A 15,980-nucleotide genomic window follows, 5' to 3' on the forward strand; every position below is an offset into this window, starting at 1 on the left:
TCAGCGTCCGTCCAAGGGCTGGTGGGCATGGGGAGAGACCGGCGCGACGGCCGGCGCAGCGGCGTTCGCGGCCTTGTTGGCGCGACGCAGCTTGGCATACAGGGGGATCACCAGGGCCGCCAGCACCAGCGAGGCGCCGATCAGCACGCCCGCGAACAGCGAGACGATGATGGCGATGCCGGAGGTGGTGGCGATGCTGGAGAACACGAAGTTGATCTGGATCGGCTGCGAATTGAGCGACCCGATGACCAGGCCGGCCAACAGCAATACCAGCAGGATCAGCAGTCGTGCAATCTTCATGAGCAACTCCAGCGTCGGGAGACACTAGATTAGCCGAACAGGCGTGGATTCCGGCAAACGCCGGACGCCGGGCTCAGGGCGTGTCGGATTCGACCGGGACGACGCCGCTCACGCGCTCGCGCAGCTCCTTGCCGGGCTTGAAATGCGGCACGTGCTTGCCGGGAAGCGCGACGGACTCGCCGGTCTTGGGATTGCGTCCCAGGCGCGGCGGCCGGTAATGCAGGGAAAAGCTGCCGAAGCCGCGGATCTCGATGCGATCGCCGCCGGACAGGGCGCCGCCCATCATTTCCAACAACGACTTCACCGCCAGATCGACGTCGTCCGACTTCAGATGCGCCTGCTTGCGCGCCAGGATTTCGATCAGCTCGGATTTGGTCATTTACGGATGCGTGCAGTGGGGTCGCAACCTGGCACGGCCCGGGAACACCGGGCCGTGCCAGTAACGCTGCGTGTGGCGGATTACTCGGACTTGTTGCCGTTCAGCTGCGCGCGCAGCAGCGCACCCAGCTGGGTGGTGCCGCCCGACGCGGACTGGTATTCCTCCAGCACTTCGCGCATTTCGGCATCGTCCTTGGCCTTGATCGACAGCTGCAGGGTGCGGCCCTTGCGGTCCATGCCCACGAACTTGGCTTCGATCTTGTCGCCGACCTTCAGGTGCTGGCTGGCGTCGTCGACGCGCTCGTTGGCGATGTCGCGCGCGGCGACGTAGCCTTCGATGCCGTCGGCCAGGTCGATGGTGGCGCCCTTGGCGTCCACTTCACGCACCACGCCCTCGACCTTCGAGCCCTTCGGGTTGGCGGCCATGTACTGGCCGAACGGATCCTGCTCCAACTGCTTGACGCCCAGGCTGATGCGCTCGCGCTCCGGGTCCACTGCCAGCACCACGGCTTCCAGCGTGTCGCCCTTCTTGAAGTTGCGCACGATGTCTTCGCCGGTGGTGTTCCAGCTGATGTCGGACAGGTGCACCAGGCCGTCGATGCCGCCGTCCAGGCCGATGAAGATGCCGAAGTCGGTGATCGACTTGATCTGGCCGGACACCTTGTCGTTCTTCTTGTGGGTGGCGGCGAAGGTCTCCCACGGATTGGCGGCGACCTGCTTCATGCCCAGCGAGATGCGGCGACGCTCTTCGTCCACGTCCAGCACCATCACTTCGACTTCGTCGCCGACCTGCACGACCTTGGACGGGTTGACGTTCTTGTTGGTCCAGTCCATCTCGGACACGTGCACCAGGCCTTCCACGCCCGGCTCGATCTCGACGAACGCGCCGTAATCGGTCACGTTGGAGACCTTGCCGAACACGCGGCTGTTGGCCGGGTAACGACGCGCGATGTTGTCCCACGGATCCTCGCCCAGCTGCTTCAGGCCGAGGCTGACGCGGTTACGCTCGCGATCGAACTTCAGCACGCGCACGTCCAGCTCGTCGCCGACGTTGACCACTTCGGACGGATGGCGCACGCGCTTCCAGGCCATGTCGGTGATGTGCAGCAGGCCGTCGATGCCGCCCAGGTCCACGAACGCGCCGTAGTCGGTCAGGTTCTTGACCACGCCCTTCAGGATCGCGCCTTCCTGCAGCTTGTCCATCAGCTGCTCGCGCTCTTCCGAGTGCTCGCTCTCGACCACCGCGCGACGCGAGACCACCACGTTGTTGCGCTTGCGGTCCAGCTTGATCAGCTTGAACTCCAGTTCCTTGCCTTCCAGGTAGGCCGGGTCGCGCACCGGGCGCACATCCACCAGCGAACCGGGCAGGAACGCGCGGACATCCTTGATGTCCACGGTGAAACCACCCTTGACCTTGCCGCTGATGCGGCCGGTGATGGTCTCGTTCTTTTCCAACGCTTCTTCCAGCTCGTCCCACACCATGGCGCGCTTGGCCTTCTCGCGCGACAGCACGGTCTCGCCGAAGCCGTTCTCGAGCGAGTCGAGCGCGACCTTGACCAGGTCGCCTTCGGCGACGTCGATTTCGCCAGCGTCGTTACGGAACTGCTCGATCGGCACGATGCCTTCGGACTTCAGGCCGGCGTTGATCACCACCACGTCGCCGCGGACTTCCACGACGGTACCGGTGACGATGGCGCCGGGCTTCAGCTTGGCCAGGTTGGCTTGGCTGGCTTCGAACAGTTCGGCAAAAGATTCGGTCATTTGAAATTACTCTAGTGGACACACGGACAGGGCGTTTTCTTCTGGAAAACAGCGACTGCCCACCTGGTTAGTCGGCCCGAACAGCGGCCGGGTGTGGAATGGAAAAACCGCAGCGCGGAATTGCGCAGCGGAGCCTTTGGAACGATCGATGGAACATGCATGTTGCGGGTGTTGCGAGGAACCGGCGGCTCCATGACGACGCCACCCTGCTGCCCTGCCCTGCGCGCCGCTCAGAGCGGCAGCAACTGCAGGACGCGGCCCACCACCTGGTCGATGTCCATCCCGGTGGTATCGAGGAGGACGGCATCGTCTGCCGGCCTCAGCGGGGCCACCGCGCGTTGGGCATCGCGTGCGTCGCGGGCCATGATCTCGCGCAGCAGGTCGTCGAATATAACCGAAACCCCTTTTTCCTTCAACTGCTTATGCCGGCGCTGGGCACGCTCCTCGGCGCTGGCGGTCAGGAACACCTTGTAGGGGGCGTCCGGGAAAATCACCGTGCCCATGTCGCGGCCGTCGGCGACCAGCCCCGGCGGGGTGCGGAAGGCCCGCTGGCGCTGCTTCAGCGCCGCGCGCACCTCGGGAATGGCGGCGATCGCCGAGGCGACCGCGCCGGTGGTCTCCAGGCGCAATTCGTCGGTGGCGTCGGCACCGTTGATGCGGACCCGCAGGCCGCCGCCGGCGACCTCGTCGAAGTCCACCCGGGTGTCGAAGGTGCAGCGCACCAGGGCGGCGGCATCGGAAATGTCCAGATTGGCCCAGCTGGCCGCGACCCCGACCGCCCGGTACAGCGCCCCCGAATCCAGGTAATGCCAGCCCAGGCGGGCGGCGACGATGCGGCTGACGGTCCCCTTGCCGGCCCCGGAAGGGCCATCGATGGTCAGGACGGGAGCGGGCTCGTTCATGCGGTTCCTCGGACGGGGGGCGGCGCATTGTAGCGCCGACGCCGACCCTGCTGGCGCAAGCAGTTGAAACCATGAAGAAAACCAGGCTATAATCGCCGGCTTACTGATCCCGCGCCATGGTTTCGGCCGTGCCGCCCTCCTTCGAATCCACAAGTTTACGCCGAGGTGTGCCATGAAAGTCCTGTCCTCCCTGAAGTCGGCGAAGGCCCGTCACCGCGACTGCAAGGTGGTCCGCCGCCGCGGCAAGGTCTTCGTGATCTGCAAGTCCAACCCCCGTTTCAAGGCGCGTCAGCGCTGATCCGACCCGGCCCGCCCTGCCGCGCCGCGCGCAGCGGTGGCCGGTCGTCGACGAAAGCCGCCTTCGGGCGGTTTTTTGTTGCCGAAGTTTGCTGTAATCGGCGTTCGTCCTCTGGGGAGTACACGTGATGAAGCATCGTCTGTCCGTCCTGCCGCTGCTGGCCGTGTTGGGCCTGGCCGGCGGCGCCCACGCCGAGACCCTGCTGGTCGATCGGGTCAAGGAGGAACCCGCGGCGGCGCTGCCCACGCGTGGCCTGAGCATGGCCCAGGTGCAGGCGCGCTACGGCGCCCCGCAGCAGAAGCTGGAGCCGCGCGGCGGCCAGAAGCGGCAGTGGCCGACCATCAACCGCTGGGTCTATCCGGCCTTCACCGTGTACTTCGAGAAGCAGAAGGTGGTGGACGTGGTCGCCAACAAGGCCGACGCCAACGAGATCGGCCCGAAGCCGGCGATCCGTTGAGACGGGTCGCACGCAAGCGCCCGATATAGGCGAATCCGTCGCAAGAGCCCGCACATCCCTGTGCGGGGACGTAAATAACAGCCGGCTTCGGCCTGGCAGCACGTGAGCAGTGGTCGCAATGTCTGATCGTCTTCGCCTTCCCGCGGAATGGGAGCCCCAGTCCGCCATCCTGATCGCCTGGCCGCATGCCGGCACCGACTGGGCCGAGCGCCTGGCCGAGGTCGAGGAGACCTACATCGCCCTGGTCGCGGCGATCGTGCGCTTCCAGCGGGTGTTGATCTGCGTGGCCGATGCCGACCTGCAGATCTATGCCGAGGCGCGGCTGCGCTCGGCGCGGGTGGACATGCAGCGGGTGCGCTTCGTCGAGGCCGAGTACGACGACACCTGGCTGCGCGACTCCGGCCCGATCACCCTGGCGCGCGCCGGCGGCGGCTTCCAGTTGCTGGATTTCCGCTTCACCGGCTGGGGCGGCAAGTTCCAGGCCGGCCGCGACGACCAGTTGGTGAGCGTGCTGGCCGACCAAGGGCTGTTCGCCGACAGCGACGTGCGCCGCATCGATTTCGCCCTGGAAGGCGGTGCCATCGACTGCGACGGCGCCGGCACCCTGCTGACCACCTGGCAGTGCCTGCACGAGCGGCATCCGCAGCGCAGCCGCGAATCGCTCAGCCACGACCTGGCCGACTGGCTGGCGCAGCAGCGCGTGCTGTGGCTGGACCACGGCTACCTGGAAGGCGACGACACCGACGCGCACATCGACACCCTGGCCCGCTTCGCCAGCACCGACGCGATCGTCTACCAGGCCTGCGACGACGCCGGCGATTCGCACTACGCCGAGCTGCAGGCGATGGGTGCCGAACTGGCTGCGTTGCGTACCGCCGACGGCGCACCCTATCGGCTGTTCCCGCTGCCGTGGGCGCAGCCGGTGATCGACAACGGCCGACGCCTGGCCGCGTCCTACGCCAACTTCCTGATCGTCAACGGCGCGGTGCTGATGCCGGCCTACGGCGACGCGGCCGATGCGCAGGCACAGGCGGTGATGGCGCAGGCCTTCCCGCAGCACGAGATCGTGCCGATCCCCTGCCGCGCGCTGATCTGGCAGAACGGCAGCCTGCACTGCATCACCATGCAGTTGCCGGCCGGCCTGCTGGCGGACTGAGCCGCCGCGCCTGCGCCGCACGCCGGCGCGGCGCAGACCCCACCCGTGCCGCCGCCGCGTGCGGCGCGGGATTCATCTCCCCGGAACCTGCCGCGCGGCCATCCGCGCTACCATGCCGGTTTACCGCGAACCTTGATTCCGCAATGACCCGAACCACTCTTTCCGTCGCGCTGATCCAGGAGCGCAACCACGGCGACGCCGCGGCGAACCTGGCAGCGATCGAATCGCGTGTGGCCGAGGCCGCCGCGCAGGGCGCGCAGCTGGTGCTGCTGCAGGAACTGCACAACGGCGCGTACTTCTGCCAGCACGAGTCGGTGGACGAGTTCGACTTGGCCGAGCCGATTCCCGGCCCCAGCACCGAGCGCCTGGGCGCCCTGGCCAAGCGCCATGGCGTGGTCCTGGTCGGCTCGCTGTTCGAGCGCCGCGCCGCCGGCCTGTACCACAACACCGCGGTGGTGTTCGAAAAGGACGGCAGCCTGCTGGGCAAGTACCGCAAGATGCACATCCCCGACGATCCGGGCTTCTACGAGAAGTTCTACTTCACCCCGGGCGACCTGGGCTTCACCCCGATCCAGACCTCGGTCGGCCGCCTCGGCGTGCTGGTGTGCTGGGACCAGTGGTACCCGGAAGCGGCGCGACTGATGGCGCTGGCCGGCGCCGAGCTGCTGCTGTATCCCACCGCGATCGGCTGGGATCCCAACGACGAACAGGCCGAGCAGGAACGTCAGCGCGACGCCTGGATCCTCAGCCATCGCGGCCACGCGGTAGCCAACGGCGTGCCGGTGCTGAGCTGCAACCGGGTCGGCCACGAGCCCTCGCCGCTGGGCGCGTCGGGCATCCAGTTCTGGGGCAACAGCCATGTGCTCGGCCCGCAGGGCGAGTTCATCGCCGAGGCCGGCGCCGAGCCCACCGTGCTGGTGTGCGACGTGGACCTGCAGCGCAGCGAGCACGTGCGGCGGATCTGGCCGTTCCTGCGCGACCGCCGCATCGATGCCTACGGCGACCTGCTGAAGCGCTACATCGACTGAGTCACGCCGCTTTGGACGACCTGCAGCTACGTGCGGCCGAGGCCGCGGATGTGCCCGCGATCGCCGCGCTCTATGCCGACCAGGTGCGCCACCACGTCAACACGTACGAGGAACAGGCACCCGACCAGGCCGAGATGCTGCGGCGAATGCAGGGCGTGACTGCGCAGGGCTATCCCTATCTGGTCGCGCACACCACCGATGGTCGTCTGGCCGGCTATGCCTACGCCAGCAGCTACCGGCCGCGCGCGGCGTATCGCTGGACCGTGGAGAACACGGTCTATGTGGATCCGGCGCTGCACGGCCGCGGCGTCGGTTCGGTCCTGCTGCAAGCACTGATTGCCGCCTGCGAGGCGCGCGGCTTTCGACAGATGGTCGCGGTGATCGGCGATCCAGACAATCACGCCTCGATTCGCCTGCACCAGCGTTTCGGCTTCGTACCGGTCGGCGTATTCCGCGGACTCGGCCGCAAGCACGGGCGCTGGCTGGACACCCTGCAGATGCAACGCCCGCTGGGCCCCGGTGCCGACGAGGCACCCTCCGATGAGTAACGCAATGAACGCACTTTCCCAGGCCGATGGCGACGACGCGCTGTTCGACGGCCAGCCGTACCGCATCGTCGAACGCGACGGCATCCGCTACACCCTGCTCGGCACCGCGCACGTGTCCCTGGCCAGCGTTGCCGCCGTGGAACGGGCGATCGGCAGCGGCCGCTTCGATGCGGTGGCGGTGGAACTGGACCCGCAACGCCTGCAGGCGCTGACCGATCCGGACGCGCTGACCAAGCTGGACCTGGTGCAGGTGATCCGCAAGGGCCGCGTGGCCCTGTTCGCCGCCAACCTGGCGCTGGCCGCCTACCAGCGGCGCCTGGCCGAGCAGTTGGGCATCGAGCCCGGCGCCGAGCTCAAGCGTGCGGTGCTGCTGGCGCGCGAACGGCAGTTGCCGGTGTACCTGATCGACCGCGAAGTGGGCCTGACCTTCAAGCGCGCCTCCAGCCGGCTCGGCTTCTTCGGCAAGCTGAAGCTGGCCAGCGGCCTGCTCGGCGGCCTGTTCGCCTCCGACGAGGTCGGCGAGGCGGAGATCGAGAAGCTCAAGCAGGGCGACATGCTCGAAGCCAGCTTCGGCGACTTCGCCAGCGAGAGCCCGGCGCTGTACGAAACCATCATCGCCGAACGCGACCGCTACATGGCCACACGCCTGCGCGAGGAACAGGCGCAGCAGCGCGCGCTGCCGCTGCCCGACAACGCCGAGCCGCTGGACGGTGCCACCGGCGCCGGCGTGCGCGAGGTGCTGGCGGTGGTCGGCGCCGGCCACCTGGCCGGCCTGGCGCGGCACCTGCAGGGCGACCAGGACGACCCGGCGACGCTGCGCAAGGCACTGGAAGACGTGCCGACCAAGAAGAAGGTGCCGTGGATCACCCTGACCCTGACCGCACTGGTGCTGGGCGGCGTGGCCTGGGGCTACTGGCACGGCGGCTTCGCGCTGGGCACCGACCTGTTGCTGCAATGGGTGCTGTTCACCGGCGGCCTGGCCGGGCTGGGCTGCATCCTCGCCGGCGGCCATCCGCTGAGCGTGATCGCCGGCGCCATCGCCGCGCCGCTGAAGCCGTTCCGCCCCGGCGTGCCGGCCGGTGCGTTCAGCGCCCTGGTCGAAGTGCACATGCGCAAGCCGGCCTACGGCGACTTCCTGGCGCTGCGCGACGACGCGCAGAACCTGCGCGGCTGGTACCGCAACCGCGTCTCGCGGGTGGTGCTGACCTTCCTGCTGACCAACCTGGGCAGCATGCTCGGCGTGTGGCTGGCCGGCTTCCGCATCTTCGGCAAGCTGGCGGGTTGAGGAATCCCGCGCGGCGGCCGACGTCGCCGCGCACGTTTCGCCCTTGTGGGAGGGGCTTCAGCCCCGACGCTTCAACGGTACGGCGTGGGGCTGACGCCCCTCCCACGGTCGGTTTTCGAGCGGGCACGCCGCCCACGCATCAGGACGCCGGATGCGCTGCCGCGGCGCGCTGCCCACGCGCGCGCCGCACCAGGCTCGCCGCGCCATTGCTGAGATCGTCCAGGATCGCGTAGATGGTCGGCAGGAACAGCAGGCTGACCACGGTCGAGAACGCCAGGCCGCCCGCAATCGCACGCGCCATCGGGTAGTAGGCCGGGCCGTCGCCGAACATCTGCGTGGTGGTCAGCGAGATCGGCACCATCGCCAGGATCGCCGTGCCCATGGTCATCATGATCGGCCGCAGGCGCTCGCGCGAGCCTTCGATCAACGCTTCGGTGCGGCCCAGGCCGCGCCGGCGCAGATTGTTGATGTGCTCGATCATCACGATGCCGTTGTTCACCACCACGCCCATCAGCACCAGGATGCCGATGAAGGCCATGATCCCGAAGCTGGTGCCGGTGATCCAGAACAGCCAGAACACGCCGAACACCGAGAACAGCACGCCGCTCATGATCGCCGCCGGGAACAGCAGCGATTCGAACACCGCGGCCATCACCACGTAGATCATCAGCAGCGCGATCAACAGGTTGAACAGCATCTGCTGGCTGGCCTGGTCGTCGTCCTGGCCTTCCACACCGTCGAAGCTGTAGCGGTAGCCGACCGGGAAGCTGACCGCCTTGAGCGTGTTCTCGATCGCCTGCTTGGCTTCCGGCGCGGTCACCTTGGCGCCGAGGTTGGCGGTGATGGTCAGTGTGGTCTGCCGGTTGGTCCGGGCGATCTGGGTGGCGGCCGCGCGCGGCTGCGCATCGACCAGGCTCAGCAGCGGCACGCTGCGCCCGTCCTGGGTGCGCACGTTGAAGCTGTCCAGATCCTCCGGCGTGGTCTGCTCGGCACCGGCGAAGCGCACCCACACCGGTACTTCATTGTCGCCGTGGCGGAACTCGCGCAGCGACGCGCCACGCAGCGCCAGGCCGACGAAACTGGCGACCTGTTCGGCACTGAAGCCGAACGCGGCGGCGCGCTCGCGGTCCACCCGCACCGCCAACTCGGTGCTGCGGTCGCCGCTGTCCACGCGCACGTCGCGCAGTTCCTTGCGCCGCGCCAGCACCGGCACCACGTCGTCGGCGAGCGCGCGCAGCGCCTCGGTGGAATCGCCGACCAGTTGCACCTGCACGGTCTGCCCGCCGCCGTTGCCGCCATCGCCGCCGTTGCTGTTGCCGACGTGGAAATCCACCCGCGCCGAGCGCGGCAGTTCCTTGCGGATGCGTTCCATCAGGGCCGGCAGATCGCGGACCTGCTTCAGGTCCACCGTCAGCGTGGTGCTGCTGCCTTCCTCCTCGCTGAACCAGGAATACACCTGGGTCACGTGGTACTGCGCACGCCGCGCATCGATGAAGCGTTCCAGCCGGGTCACTTCCTCTGCCATCTGCTCGCGGGTGTAGGCGCCCTTCCACTGGTAGCCGATGAAGACCTGCTCGCCGCCGTCGCCGCCGAACATGTCCTTCTTGGTCTGCATCATCGGGATGACGCTCAGCGCGCTGATCAGCACGATCGCGCAGACGCTCCAGCCGCGGTGCGCCAGCGACCACGCCAGCACCCGCGCGTAGCGGCGCTGCAGGCGCGGGATCAGCCCATGCGGGGAATGCACCAGCGCCGGGGTGCGCATGCGCGCCGACAGCATCGGGATCAGGCTCACCGCCACCAGCCACGACGCCAGCAGCGACACCGAGATGGTGATGGCGATCTGCGACATGAAGATGCTGATGTTGTTGGTCTCGCCGAACAGGTTGGGCACGAACACGATGCAATGGCACAGGGTGCCGGCCGACAGCGCGATGGCGACGTTGCGGGTGCCGACGATGGAGGCGCGCTGCGGCTGGTCGGGCATGCGCTCGCGCTCCTGGTAGATGCTCTCCACCACCACCACGGCGTTGTCCACCAGCATGCCCACCGCCAGCAGCAGGCCCATCATGGTCAGGATGTTGAGGGTGACCCCGGCGAAGTACATGAAACCCAGGGTGATGGCGAAGCAGATCGGGATCGCCAGGGTCACCATCAGCGTCGACGGCCAATGGCGCAGGAAGAAGAACAGCACCGTCACCGACAGCAGCAGGCCGACCGCACCGGCCTCGGCCAGCTCCGCCAGCGAAGAGGTCACCGCCTTGCCCTGGTTGTCGATGACCTTGACCTGCACGTCGCTCAGCGCCGGCTGCTTGCGGATCTGCTCGACCTCGGCCAGCACCGCGCGCGACACCTCGACCAAGTTGGCGCTGCGCTCCTTGAACACGTCCAGGCCCACCGCCGGGCGCCCGTCCAGGCGCCGGCCGTAGCTCATCCGGGTCGGTTTCAGCCGCACCTGCGCGATGTCGCCCAGGCGCAGGCCCTTGGCGTCGATGACCAGGTCGCGCAGCTCCTGCAGGTCGCGCAGTTCACCGACCGGCTGCACCCGCAGGCGCTGGCCGTTGTCGTCGATCTGTCCGGCCGAGAGCGAGAAGTTGAGCTTGCCCAGGCGCTCGCTGAGCTGGTTGAGGCTGAGGTTGTGCGCGCTGAGCCGGTCCGGGGCGATGGCGATCTCGACTTCGTTCGGCGGCGCGCCCGACACCTCGACCTTGGCCACCCCGGGAATGCGCTCCAGGCGGCGTTTGAACTCGCGGTCGAGCATGTCGTACGCGCCGGTCAGGTCGGCCGCGCCGGCCAGCCGCACCTTCAGCACCGGCTGGTCGCTGCTGGACCACTTGAACACGTTGTAGCGCCGCAGGTCCGCCGGCAGGTCGGCGCGGATCGCGTCGATGCGCTCGCGCGCGTCGGAGGCGGCGATGGCGATGTCGCGGTCCCAGTCGGAGAACTCGATGAAGATGTTGGCGCCATCGGCGGTGGCGGTCGAGCGCATGCGCTTGATCCCGGTCATCGTCGCCAGCGCTTCCTCGGTCGGCCGCACCAGGTTGCGCTCGACCTCGTCCGGGGTCGAGCCGGTATACGGCAACTGCACGAACAGGAACGGCGCGGAGATGTCCGGCAAGGCTTCCAGCGGCAGGCGGAAGGCAGCAATCAGCCCGACCACCACCAGCGACACGAAGCACATGATGGTGGTGACCGGACGACGGATGCTGAACTCGGCGACGCTCATGCCGGTGCGCCCTCGCCGTCGTGCAGGCGCCGCTCGCCGTGCTCGCGTTGCCGCGCGCGCCGCCCGCGTTCGGCGTAGTACGCATCGGCGCGGCGATCCAGGCGGTCGTAGACCACCGGAATCACCAGCAGAGTCAGCAGCGTGGACACCAGCAGCCCGCCGATCACGGTGATCGCCATCGGCGCGCGCACCTCGGCGCCCTCGCCGCTGGCGATCGCCAGCGGCAGGAAGCCGAACAGCGTGCACAGCGTGGTCATCACGATCGGCCGCAGCCGCGAGCGCGCGCCTTCGATCAAGGCCGCGCGCTTGGCCACACCCTCCTCGCGCAACTGGTTGACCTTGTCGATCAGGATGATCGCGTTCTTGGTCACCAGGCCCACCAGCAGGATCAGGCCGATGAACACCACCACCGACACCGGCTTGCCGGTCAGCAGCAGCGCCAGCACCGCGCCAACCAGCGCCAGCGGGATGGTGAACAGGATGACGAACGGGTGCAGCAGCGATTCGAACTGCGACGCCATCACCAGGTACACCAGGAACACCGCCAGGCCGAACGCGAACAGCAGCGAGCGCGCCGACTGCGCCAGTTCCTCGCCCTGCCCGCCGATGTGCATGCCGACGCCGGCGCCGAGCGGATCGCGCGCCACCATCGCGCCCACCTCGCGCACCGCGCCGCCCAGGTCGATGTCGCGCAGGTTGGCCGAGACGATCGCCACGCGGATCTGGTCGGCGCGGTGGATCTCGCTGGGGCCTGTGGTGGCGACCACGTCGGCGACCGCGTCCAGGGTCACCGGCCGGCTGCTGCCCGGATTGACGATCAGCCGGCGGATGCTGTCGACGCTGGCGCGGTCGCTCTGCTGCGCGCGCACCAGCACGTCGATCTTGCGGTCGCGGAAGCTGTAGCGGGTGGCGACGTCGCCGCGCACCTTCTTCACCACCACGTCGGCGATCTGCCGGGTGGTCAGGCCCAGCGCACCGGCGCGCTCCTGGTCGAAGCGGATCTGGATCTCGGGGAAGCCCTCCTCCACCGTGGACTTGACGTCGGCGAAGTGGCCATTGCCACGCAGCAGCGCCGCCAGCTTCTGCCCAGCGTGCTGGATGGTCTGCAGGTCCTGGCCGCGCAGTTCGATCTCCAGCGGCGTGGAGAAACTGAACAGTTCGGGCCGACTGAAACCGACCTGCACGCCCGGGTGGTTGCGCATCGTCGCGCGCATCCGCTCGCTCTGCTGCGCCTCGAACTGCGCGCTGCCGCCGCCGGCCATGGCGATGGTCAGCTTGCCGATGTTCTCGCCGCTCTCGGTGGGGTTGGCGTCGAGCCGGGTGCCGCTACCGCTGACCCCGTACAGCGCCTGCACGCCCGCGTCCTTGCCGTGCGCTTCCTGCAGCTCGCGCACCAGCGCGTCGGTCTGCCGCAGCGGCGTGCCGGCCGGCAGCTTCACGGTCATCTCGAAGCGGTCCTGCGCCAGCTGCGGGATCAGGTCGGCGCCGAGCAGCGGCGCCACCGCCAGGGTCGCGGCGAAGGCCAGCGCCGCCAGCCCCAGCACCCAGCCCGGACGCGCCAGCGCGCCGGGCAGCAGCCGCAGGTAGCCACGCTCGGCCAGCGCGTACGGCGCCATCGCCAGGTCGCTGGCCTTGCGCATCACCGGCGCGACCACCGCCACCGCGCCGCGCCACAGCCGCACGCACAGCCAGGCCACGCCGAAGCACATGCCGCGCACCGCCGCCCCGGCGCCGCGCCGGCTCCAGGCCAGCGGCTTGAGCCAGCCGCGCTGCGGCTGCCAGCGCGGTGCCGCCGGCTCCACCGGGAACGCCAGCGGCGCACGGCCTCTGAGCGAGCTGAGCATCGGGATCAGGGTCATCGACACCACCAGCGAGATCGCGATGGCGATCGCCACGGTCAGCGCCTGGTCGCGGAACAGTTGCCCGGCCACGCCTTCCACGAACACCAGCGGCAGGAACACCGCGATCGTGGTCAGGGTCGAGGCGACCACGGCCATGCCGACCTCGCGGGTGCCGACGATCGCCGCATCGAGCACGCTCAGGCCGCGCTCGCGCGCCTTGGCGATGCTTTCCAGCACCACGATCGAGTCGTCCACCACCAGGCCGGTGGCCAACGCCAGCCCACCCAGCGACATCACGTTGAGGCTCAGCCCGAGCTGGCCCATGAAGAAGAAGGTGGTCACGATCGACACCGGCAGCGACAGGCCGATCACGAAGGTGCTCCAGCCGTCGCGCAGGAACAGGAAGATGATCAGGATCGCCAGCAGGCCGCCGATCACCGCATCCTTCTTGACGTCGCCGATGGCGTGCTCGATGAAGCGCGACTGGTCTTCCAGCGTGGTCAATTCGGCGTCGGCGGGAATCTGCGCCTGCAATTGCTCCAGGCGCTGGCGCAGCGCCGCCGCGGTGGCCACGGTGTTGGCGTCGCCTTCCTTGTAGATAGCCAGTTCCACCGCTTCCTTGCCGCCCAGGCGGATGATCGCCTCGCGCTCCTTGTAGCCCTGCCGCACCTGCGCCACGTCCTTGAGCCGGATCGGCAGACCGCCAGCGACCGTGGTGGTCGTGCTGGAGGTCGCGCTCTGCGCCGCCGACGCGGCCGCGATCGCGGCTTCCGAGCCGGTGGAGGCGGCGATCGCGTACATCTGCTGCAGCGCCGCGTCGGCGGCGTTGCCGCCGGCGCCCTGGGTGGTCAGCAACAGGTTGCGGATCTCGTCCAGGTCAGCGAACTGGTTGACGGTGCGCACCAGGTAGCGCTGCGTGCCCTGCTCCAGGCGCCCGCCGGAGAGATTGACGTTCTCGTCCTTGAGCCGCGCGATCACCGTGTCGATCGGCATGTTGAGCTGCGCCAGCCGCTGCTGGTCGATGTCGACCTGGATCTCGTCCTCCAGGCCGCCGCCGACCTTGACCGCCGCCACGCCCGCCACCGGCTCCAGCTTCTTCTTCAGGTCCTCGTCGGCGTAGCGACGCAACTGGGTCAGCGCGCGCACCGCCTCGGCGTCGCTGTGCGCGGCGGTCTTGCTCGACAGCACCAGGCGCATGATCGGCTGGGTGGAGGGATTGAAACGCAGCAGTACCGGCGCCTTGGCCTCCAGCGGCAGCGACAGCGCCTCCATCTTGTCGCGCACCTCCAGGCTGGCCTGGTCCATGTTGGCGCCCCAGGCGAACTCCAGCACCACGTCGCTCTGCCCGGTGCGCGACACCGACTTGAGCTTGCGCAGGTTCTTGACCACGCCGACCGCTTCCTCCACCGGCTCGGTCACCAGCGTCTCGATCTCCGACGGCGCGGCGCCGGCGTATTCGGTGCGCACGGTCAGGGTCGGATAGCTCAGGTCCGGCAGCAGGTTGACCTTGAGCCCGTGCAGCGCGATCGCGCCGAACAGCAGCATGGTCAGCGTGATCATCGCGATGGTCACGCGGCGACGGGTGGCGAACTCGACCAGGCCGCCGCCGTGCGCAGCAGCGGGCGCAGGCGGTGCGTGCGGGTCGGGGCCGGCGCCGTGCATCAGCGCGCTCCGGTGGCAGTGGCGGGCGCGGCGTCGGCGACCGCGCGCTGCGGCGCGATCACCTGCACGCGGCTGCCGTCGCGCAGCGCGACCTTGCCGGCGGTGACCACCTGGTCGCCGGCCTGCAGGCCCTGGCGGATCTCCACCCACGGCCCTTCGGCATAGCCCAGCGTCACCGGCACCCGCGCGACCTTGCCGGCGACCACGCGGAACACCGCCGGCTCGCCATCGTCGAGCAGCGCCAGGCGCGGCACCACCAGCGCATCGGCGCGCTGGTCGTAATCGATGCGGATGCGGCCGAACATGCCCGGCTGCAGCGCCTCCGCTCCTTCGTCGAAGGCACAGACCACGCGGAAGGTGCCGCTGCCGGCATCCACCACCGGCGCGATGCGGTCGACCCGGCCACGGAACTGCTTGCCCGGCAGCGCGTCGGCCAGCAGGGTCACCGGTTGCCCGGTCTTGAGCGTGGCCAGTTCGCGCTCGGGCACGTTGAGCGTGGCTTCCAGGCGCGAGTCGTCGACGATGCGGAAGATCGGCGTGTTGATCTGCACGAAGTTGCCGGTCTTGATCGAGCGCGAGGCGATCACCCCGGAGATCGGCGCCACCACCGTCGCGTAGGACAGCTCCAGCGAGGCCAGTTGGTGCTGCGCGCGCACGTTGGCCAGGTCGTACTTGATCTGGTCGACGTCGGCCGCGCTGACCAGTTGCTGGCCCACCAGCTGTTGCGAGCGGCGGTAGTTGTTCTCCAGCTTGCGCAATTGCGCCTCGCTCTGCGCCAGCGCCAGCCGCGCGCGGTCCGGGTCCAGCCGCACCAGCGGCTGCCCGGCGCGCACCTGCTGGCCTTCCTCGGCCAGCACCGCCAGCGCCACGCCGGAGGTCTTGGCGACCACCTGCGATTCGGCGCGGGCCTCCAGCGCCGCGGTGCCGCTGTAGCTGGCCGCCACCGCGCGACGGCTGGCCGCGGCCACCTCCACCGGCACCGCTTCCGGCGCCTTCTCGCTGTCGGCCGCCTTGGCCTTGGCCTCCGCCGCCGGCTTGCAGCCGCCGAGCAGCAGCGTGGTGGTGACCAGCAGCGCGGCAGCGCAAGTGGCAGTGCGGCGCGGAAGCGGTCGCGTCATCGTCGTATCCCCGGTGGATG

At 68.9% G+C, this 15,980-nt stretch carries 13 protein-coding genes; 6 read left to right on the forward strand and 7 right to left on the reverse strand.

Going from position 1 to position 15,980, the window contains the following annotated elements; all coding sequences use genetic code 11:
• The 4 genes from Q7W82_RS13880 to cmk all read right to left on the reverse strand — a co-directional run bounded on the left by Q7W82_RS13880 (position 1) and on the right by cmk (position 3,341).
• On the reverse strand, positions 1 to 300 hold the full coding sequence (locus tag Q7W82_RS13880) for a LapA family protein (RefSeq protein WP_010342891.1): 300 nt from the start codon (positions 298 to 300) through the stop codon (positions 1 to 3).
• Between the two features lie 73 nt (positions 301 to 373).
• Positions 374 to 679, reverse strand: coding sequence for an integration host factor subunit beta (locus Q7W82_RS13885; RefSeq protein ID WP_010342890.1), 306 nt, complete (start codon positions 677 to 679; stop codon positions 374 to 376).
• An 80-nt stretch (positions 680 to 759) separates the two neighbouring features.
• A complete protein-coding gene (rpsA, locus tag Q7W82_RS13890) occupies positions 760 to 2,439 on the reverse strand; it encodes a 30S ribosomal protein S1 (RefSeq protein WP_010342889.1) in 1,680 nt (559 codons plus the stop codon).
• A gap of 230 nt (positions 2,440 to 2,669) precedes the next feature.
• Positions 2,670 to 3,341 carry a (d)CMP kinase gene (gene cmk, locus Q7W82_RS13895; RefSeq protein ID WP_160947821.1) on the reverse strand — a complete coding sequence of 224 codons (672 nt, stop codon included), beginning with the start codon at positions 3,339 to 3,341 and terminating at the stop codon, positions 2,670 to 2,672.
• Between the two features lie 172 nt (positions 3,342 to 3,513).
• On the opposite strand from cmk, the gene ykgO reads away from it, so the two are divergent.
• The 6 genes from ykgO to Q7W82_RS13925 all read left to right on the forward strand — a co-directional run bounded on the left by ykgO (position 3,514) and on the right by Q7W82_RS13925 (position 8,113).
• A complete protein-coding gene (gene ykgO / locus Q7W82_RS13900) occupies positions 3,514 to 3,639 on the forward strand; it encodes a type B 50S ribosomal protein L36 (RefSeq protein ID WP_010342887.1) in 126 nt (41 codons plus the stop codon).
• Between the two features lie 127 nt (positions 3,640 to 3,766).
• Positions 3,767 to 4,096 (forward strand): hypothetical protein, encoded by a 330-nt coding sequence (locus Q7W82_RS13905; protein WP_017913727.1) that lies wholly within the window; start codon positions 3,767 to 3,769, stop codon positions 4,094 to 4,096.
• A gap of 118 nt (positions 4,097 to 4,214) precedes the next feature.
• Positions 4,215 to 5,252 (forward strand): agmatine deiminase family protein, encoded by a 1,038-nt coding sequence (locus tag Q7W82_RS13910; protein WP_242158993.1) that lies wholly within the window; start codon positions 4,215 to 4,217, stop codon positions 5,250 to 5,252.
• Between the two features lie 143 nt (positions 5,253 to 5,395).
• Positions 5,396 to 6,280 (forward strand): carbon-nitrogen hydrolase, encoded by an 885-nt coding sequence (locus Q7W82_RS13915; protein WP_242158994.1) that lies wholly within the window; start codon positions 5,396 to 5,398, stop codon positions 6,278 to 6,280.
• An 11-nt stretch (positions 6,281 to 6,291) separates the two neighbouring features.
• Complete coding sequence (locus Q7W82_RS13920; protein ID WP_242158995.1) at positions 6,292 to 6,828, forward strand: GNAT family N-acetyltransferase; 537 nt, start codon at positions 6,292 to 6,294, stop codon at positions 6,826 to 6,828.
• A gap of 4 nt (positions 6,829 to 6,832) precedes the next feature.
• Positions 6,833 to 8,113: a TraB/GumN family protein gene (locus tag Q7W82_RS13925; RefSeq protein WP_242158996.1), complete on the forward strand. Its 1,281-nt coding sequence runs from the start codon at positions 6,833 to 6,835 to the stop codon at positions 8,111 to 8,113.
• 139 nt (positions 8,114 to 8,252) lie between these two features.
• Here the strand turns inward: Q7W82_RS13925 and Q7W82_RS13930 are convergent, their stop codons facing one another.
• Genes Q7W82_RS13930 through Q7W82_RS13940 form a run of 3 tightly spaced genes read right to left on the reverse strand, consistent with a single transcriptional unit; the run spans position 8,253 to position 15,960 of the window.
• Entirely contained in the window at positions 8,253 to 11,339 is a 3,087-nt protein-coding gene (locus tag Q7W82_RS13930; protein WP_242158997.1) for an efflux RND transporter permease subunit, read from the reverse strand.
• Positions 11,336 to 14,842, reverse strand: coding sequence for an efflux RND transporter permease subunit (locus Q7W82_RS13935; RefSeq protein WP_242158998.1), 3,507 nt, complete (start codon positions 14,840 to 14,842; stop codon positions 11,336 to 11,338). Before Q7W82_RS13935 ends, Q7W82_RS13930 begins: the two co-directional genes overlap by 4 nt.
• On the reverse strand, positions 14,842 to 15,960 hold the full coding sequence (locus Q7W82_RS13940) for an efflux RND transporter periplasmic adaptor subunit (protein ID WP_242158999.1): 1,119 nt from the start codon (positions 15,958 to 15,960) through the stop codon (positions 14,842 to 14,844). Before Q7W82_RS13940 ends, Q7W82_RS13935 begins: the two co-directional genes overlap by 1 nt.
• Between the last annotated feature and the right edge of the window lie 20 nt (positions 15,961 to 15,980).

The sequence above is a fragment of the Xanthomonas indica genome, assembly GCF_040529045.1.
In the GTDB taxonomy this organism is placed as follows: domain Bacteria; phylum Pseudomonadota; class Gammaproteobacteria; order Xanthomonadales; family Xanthomonadaceae; genus Xanthomonas_A; species Xanthomonas_A indica.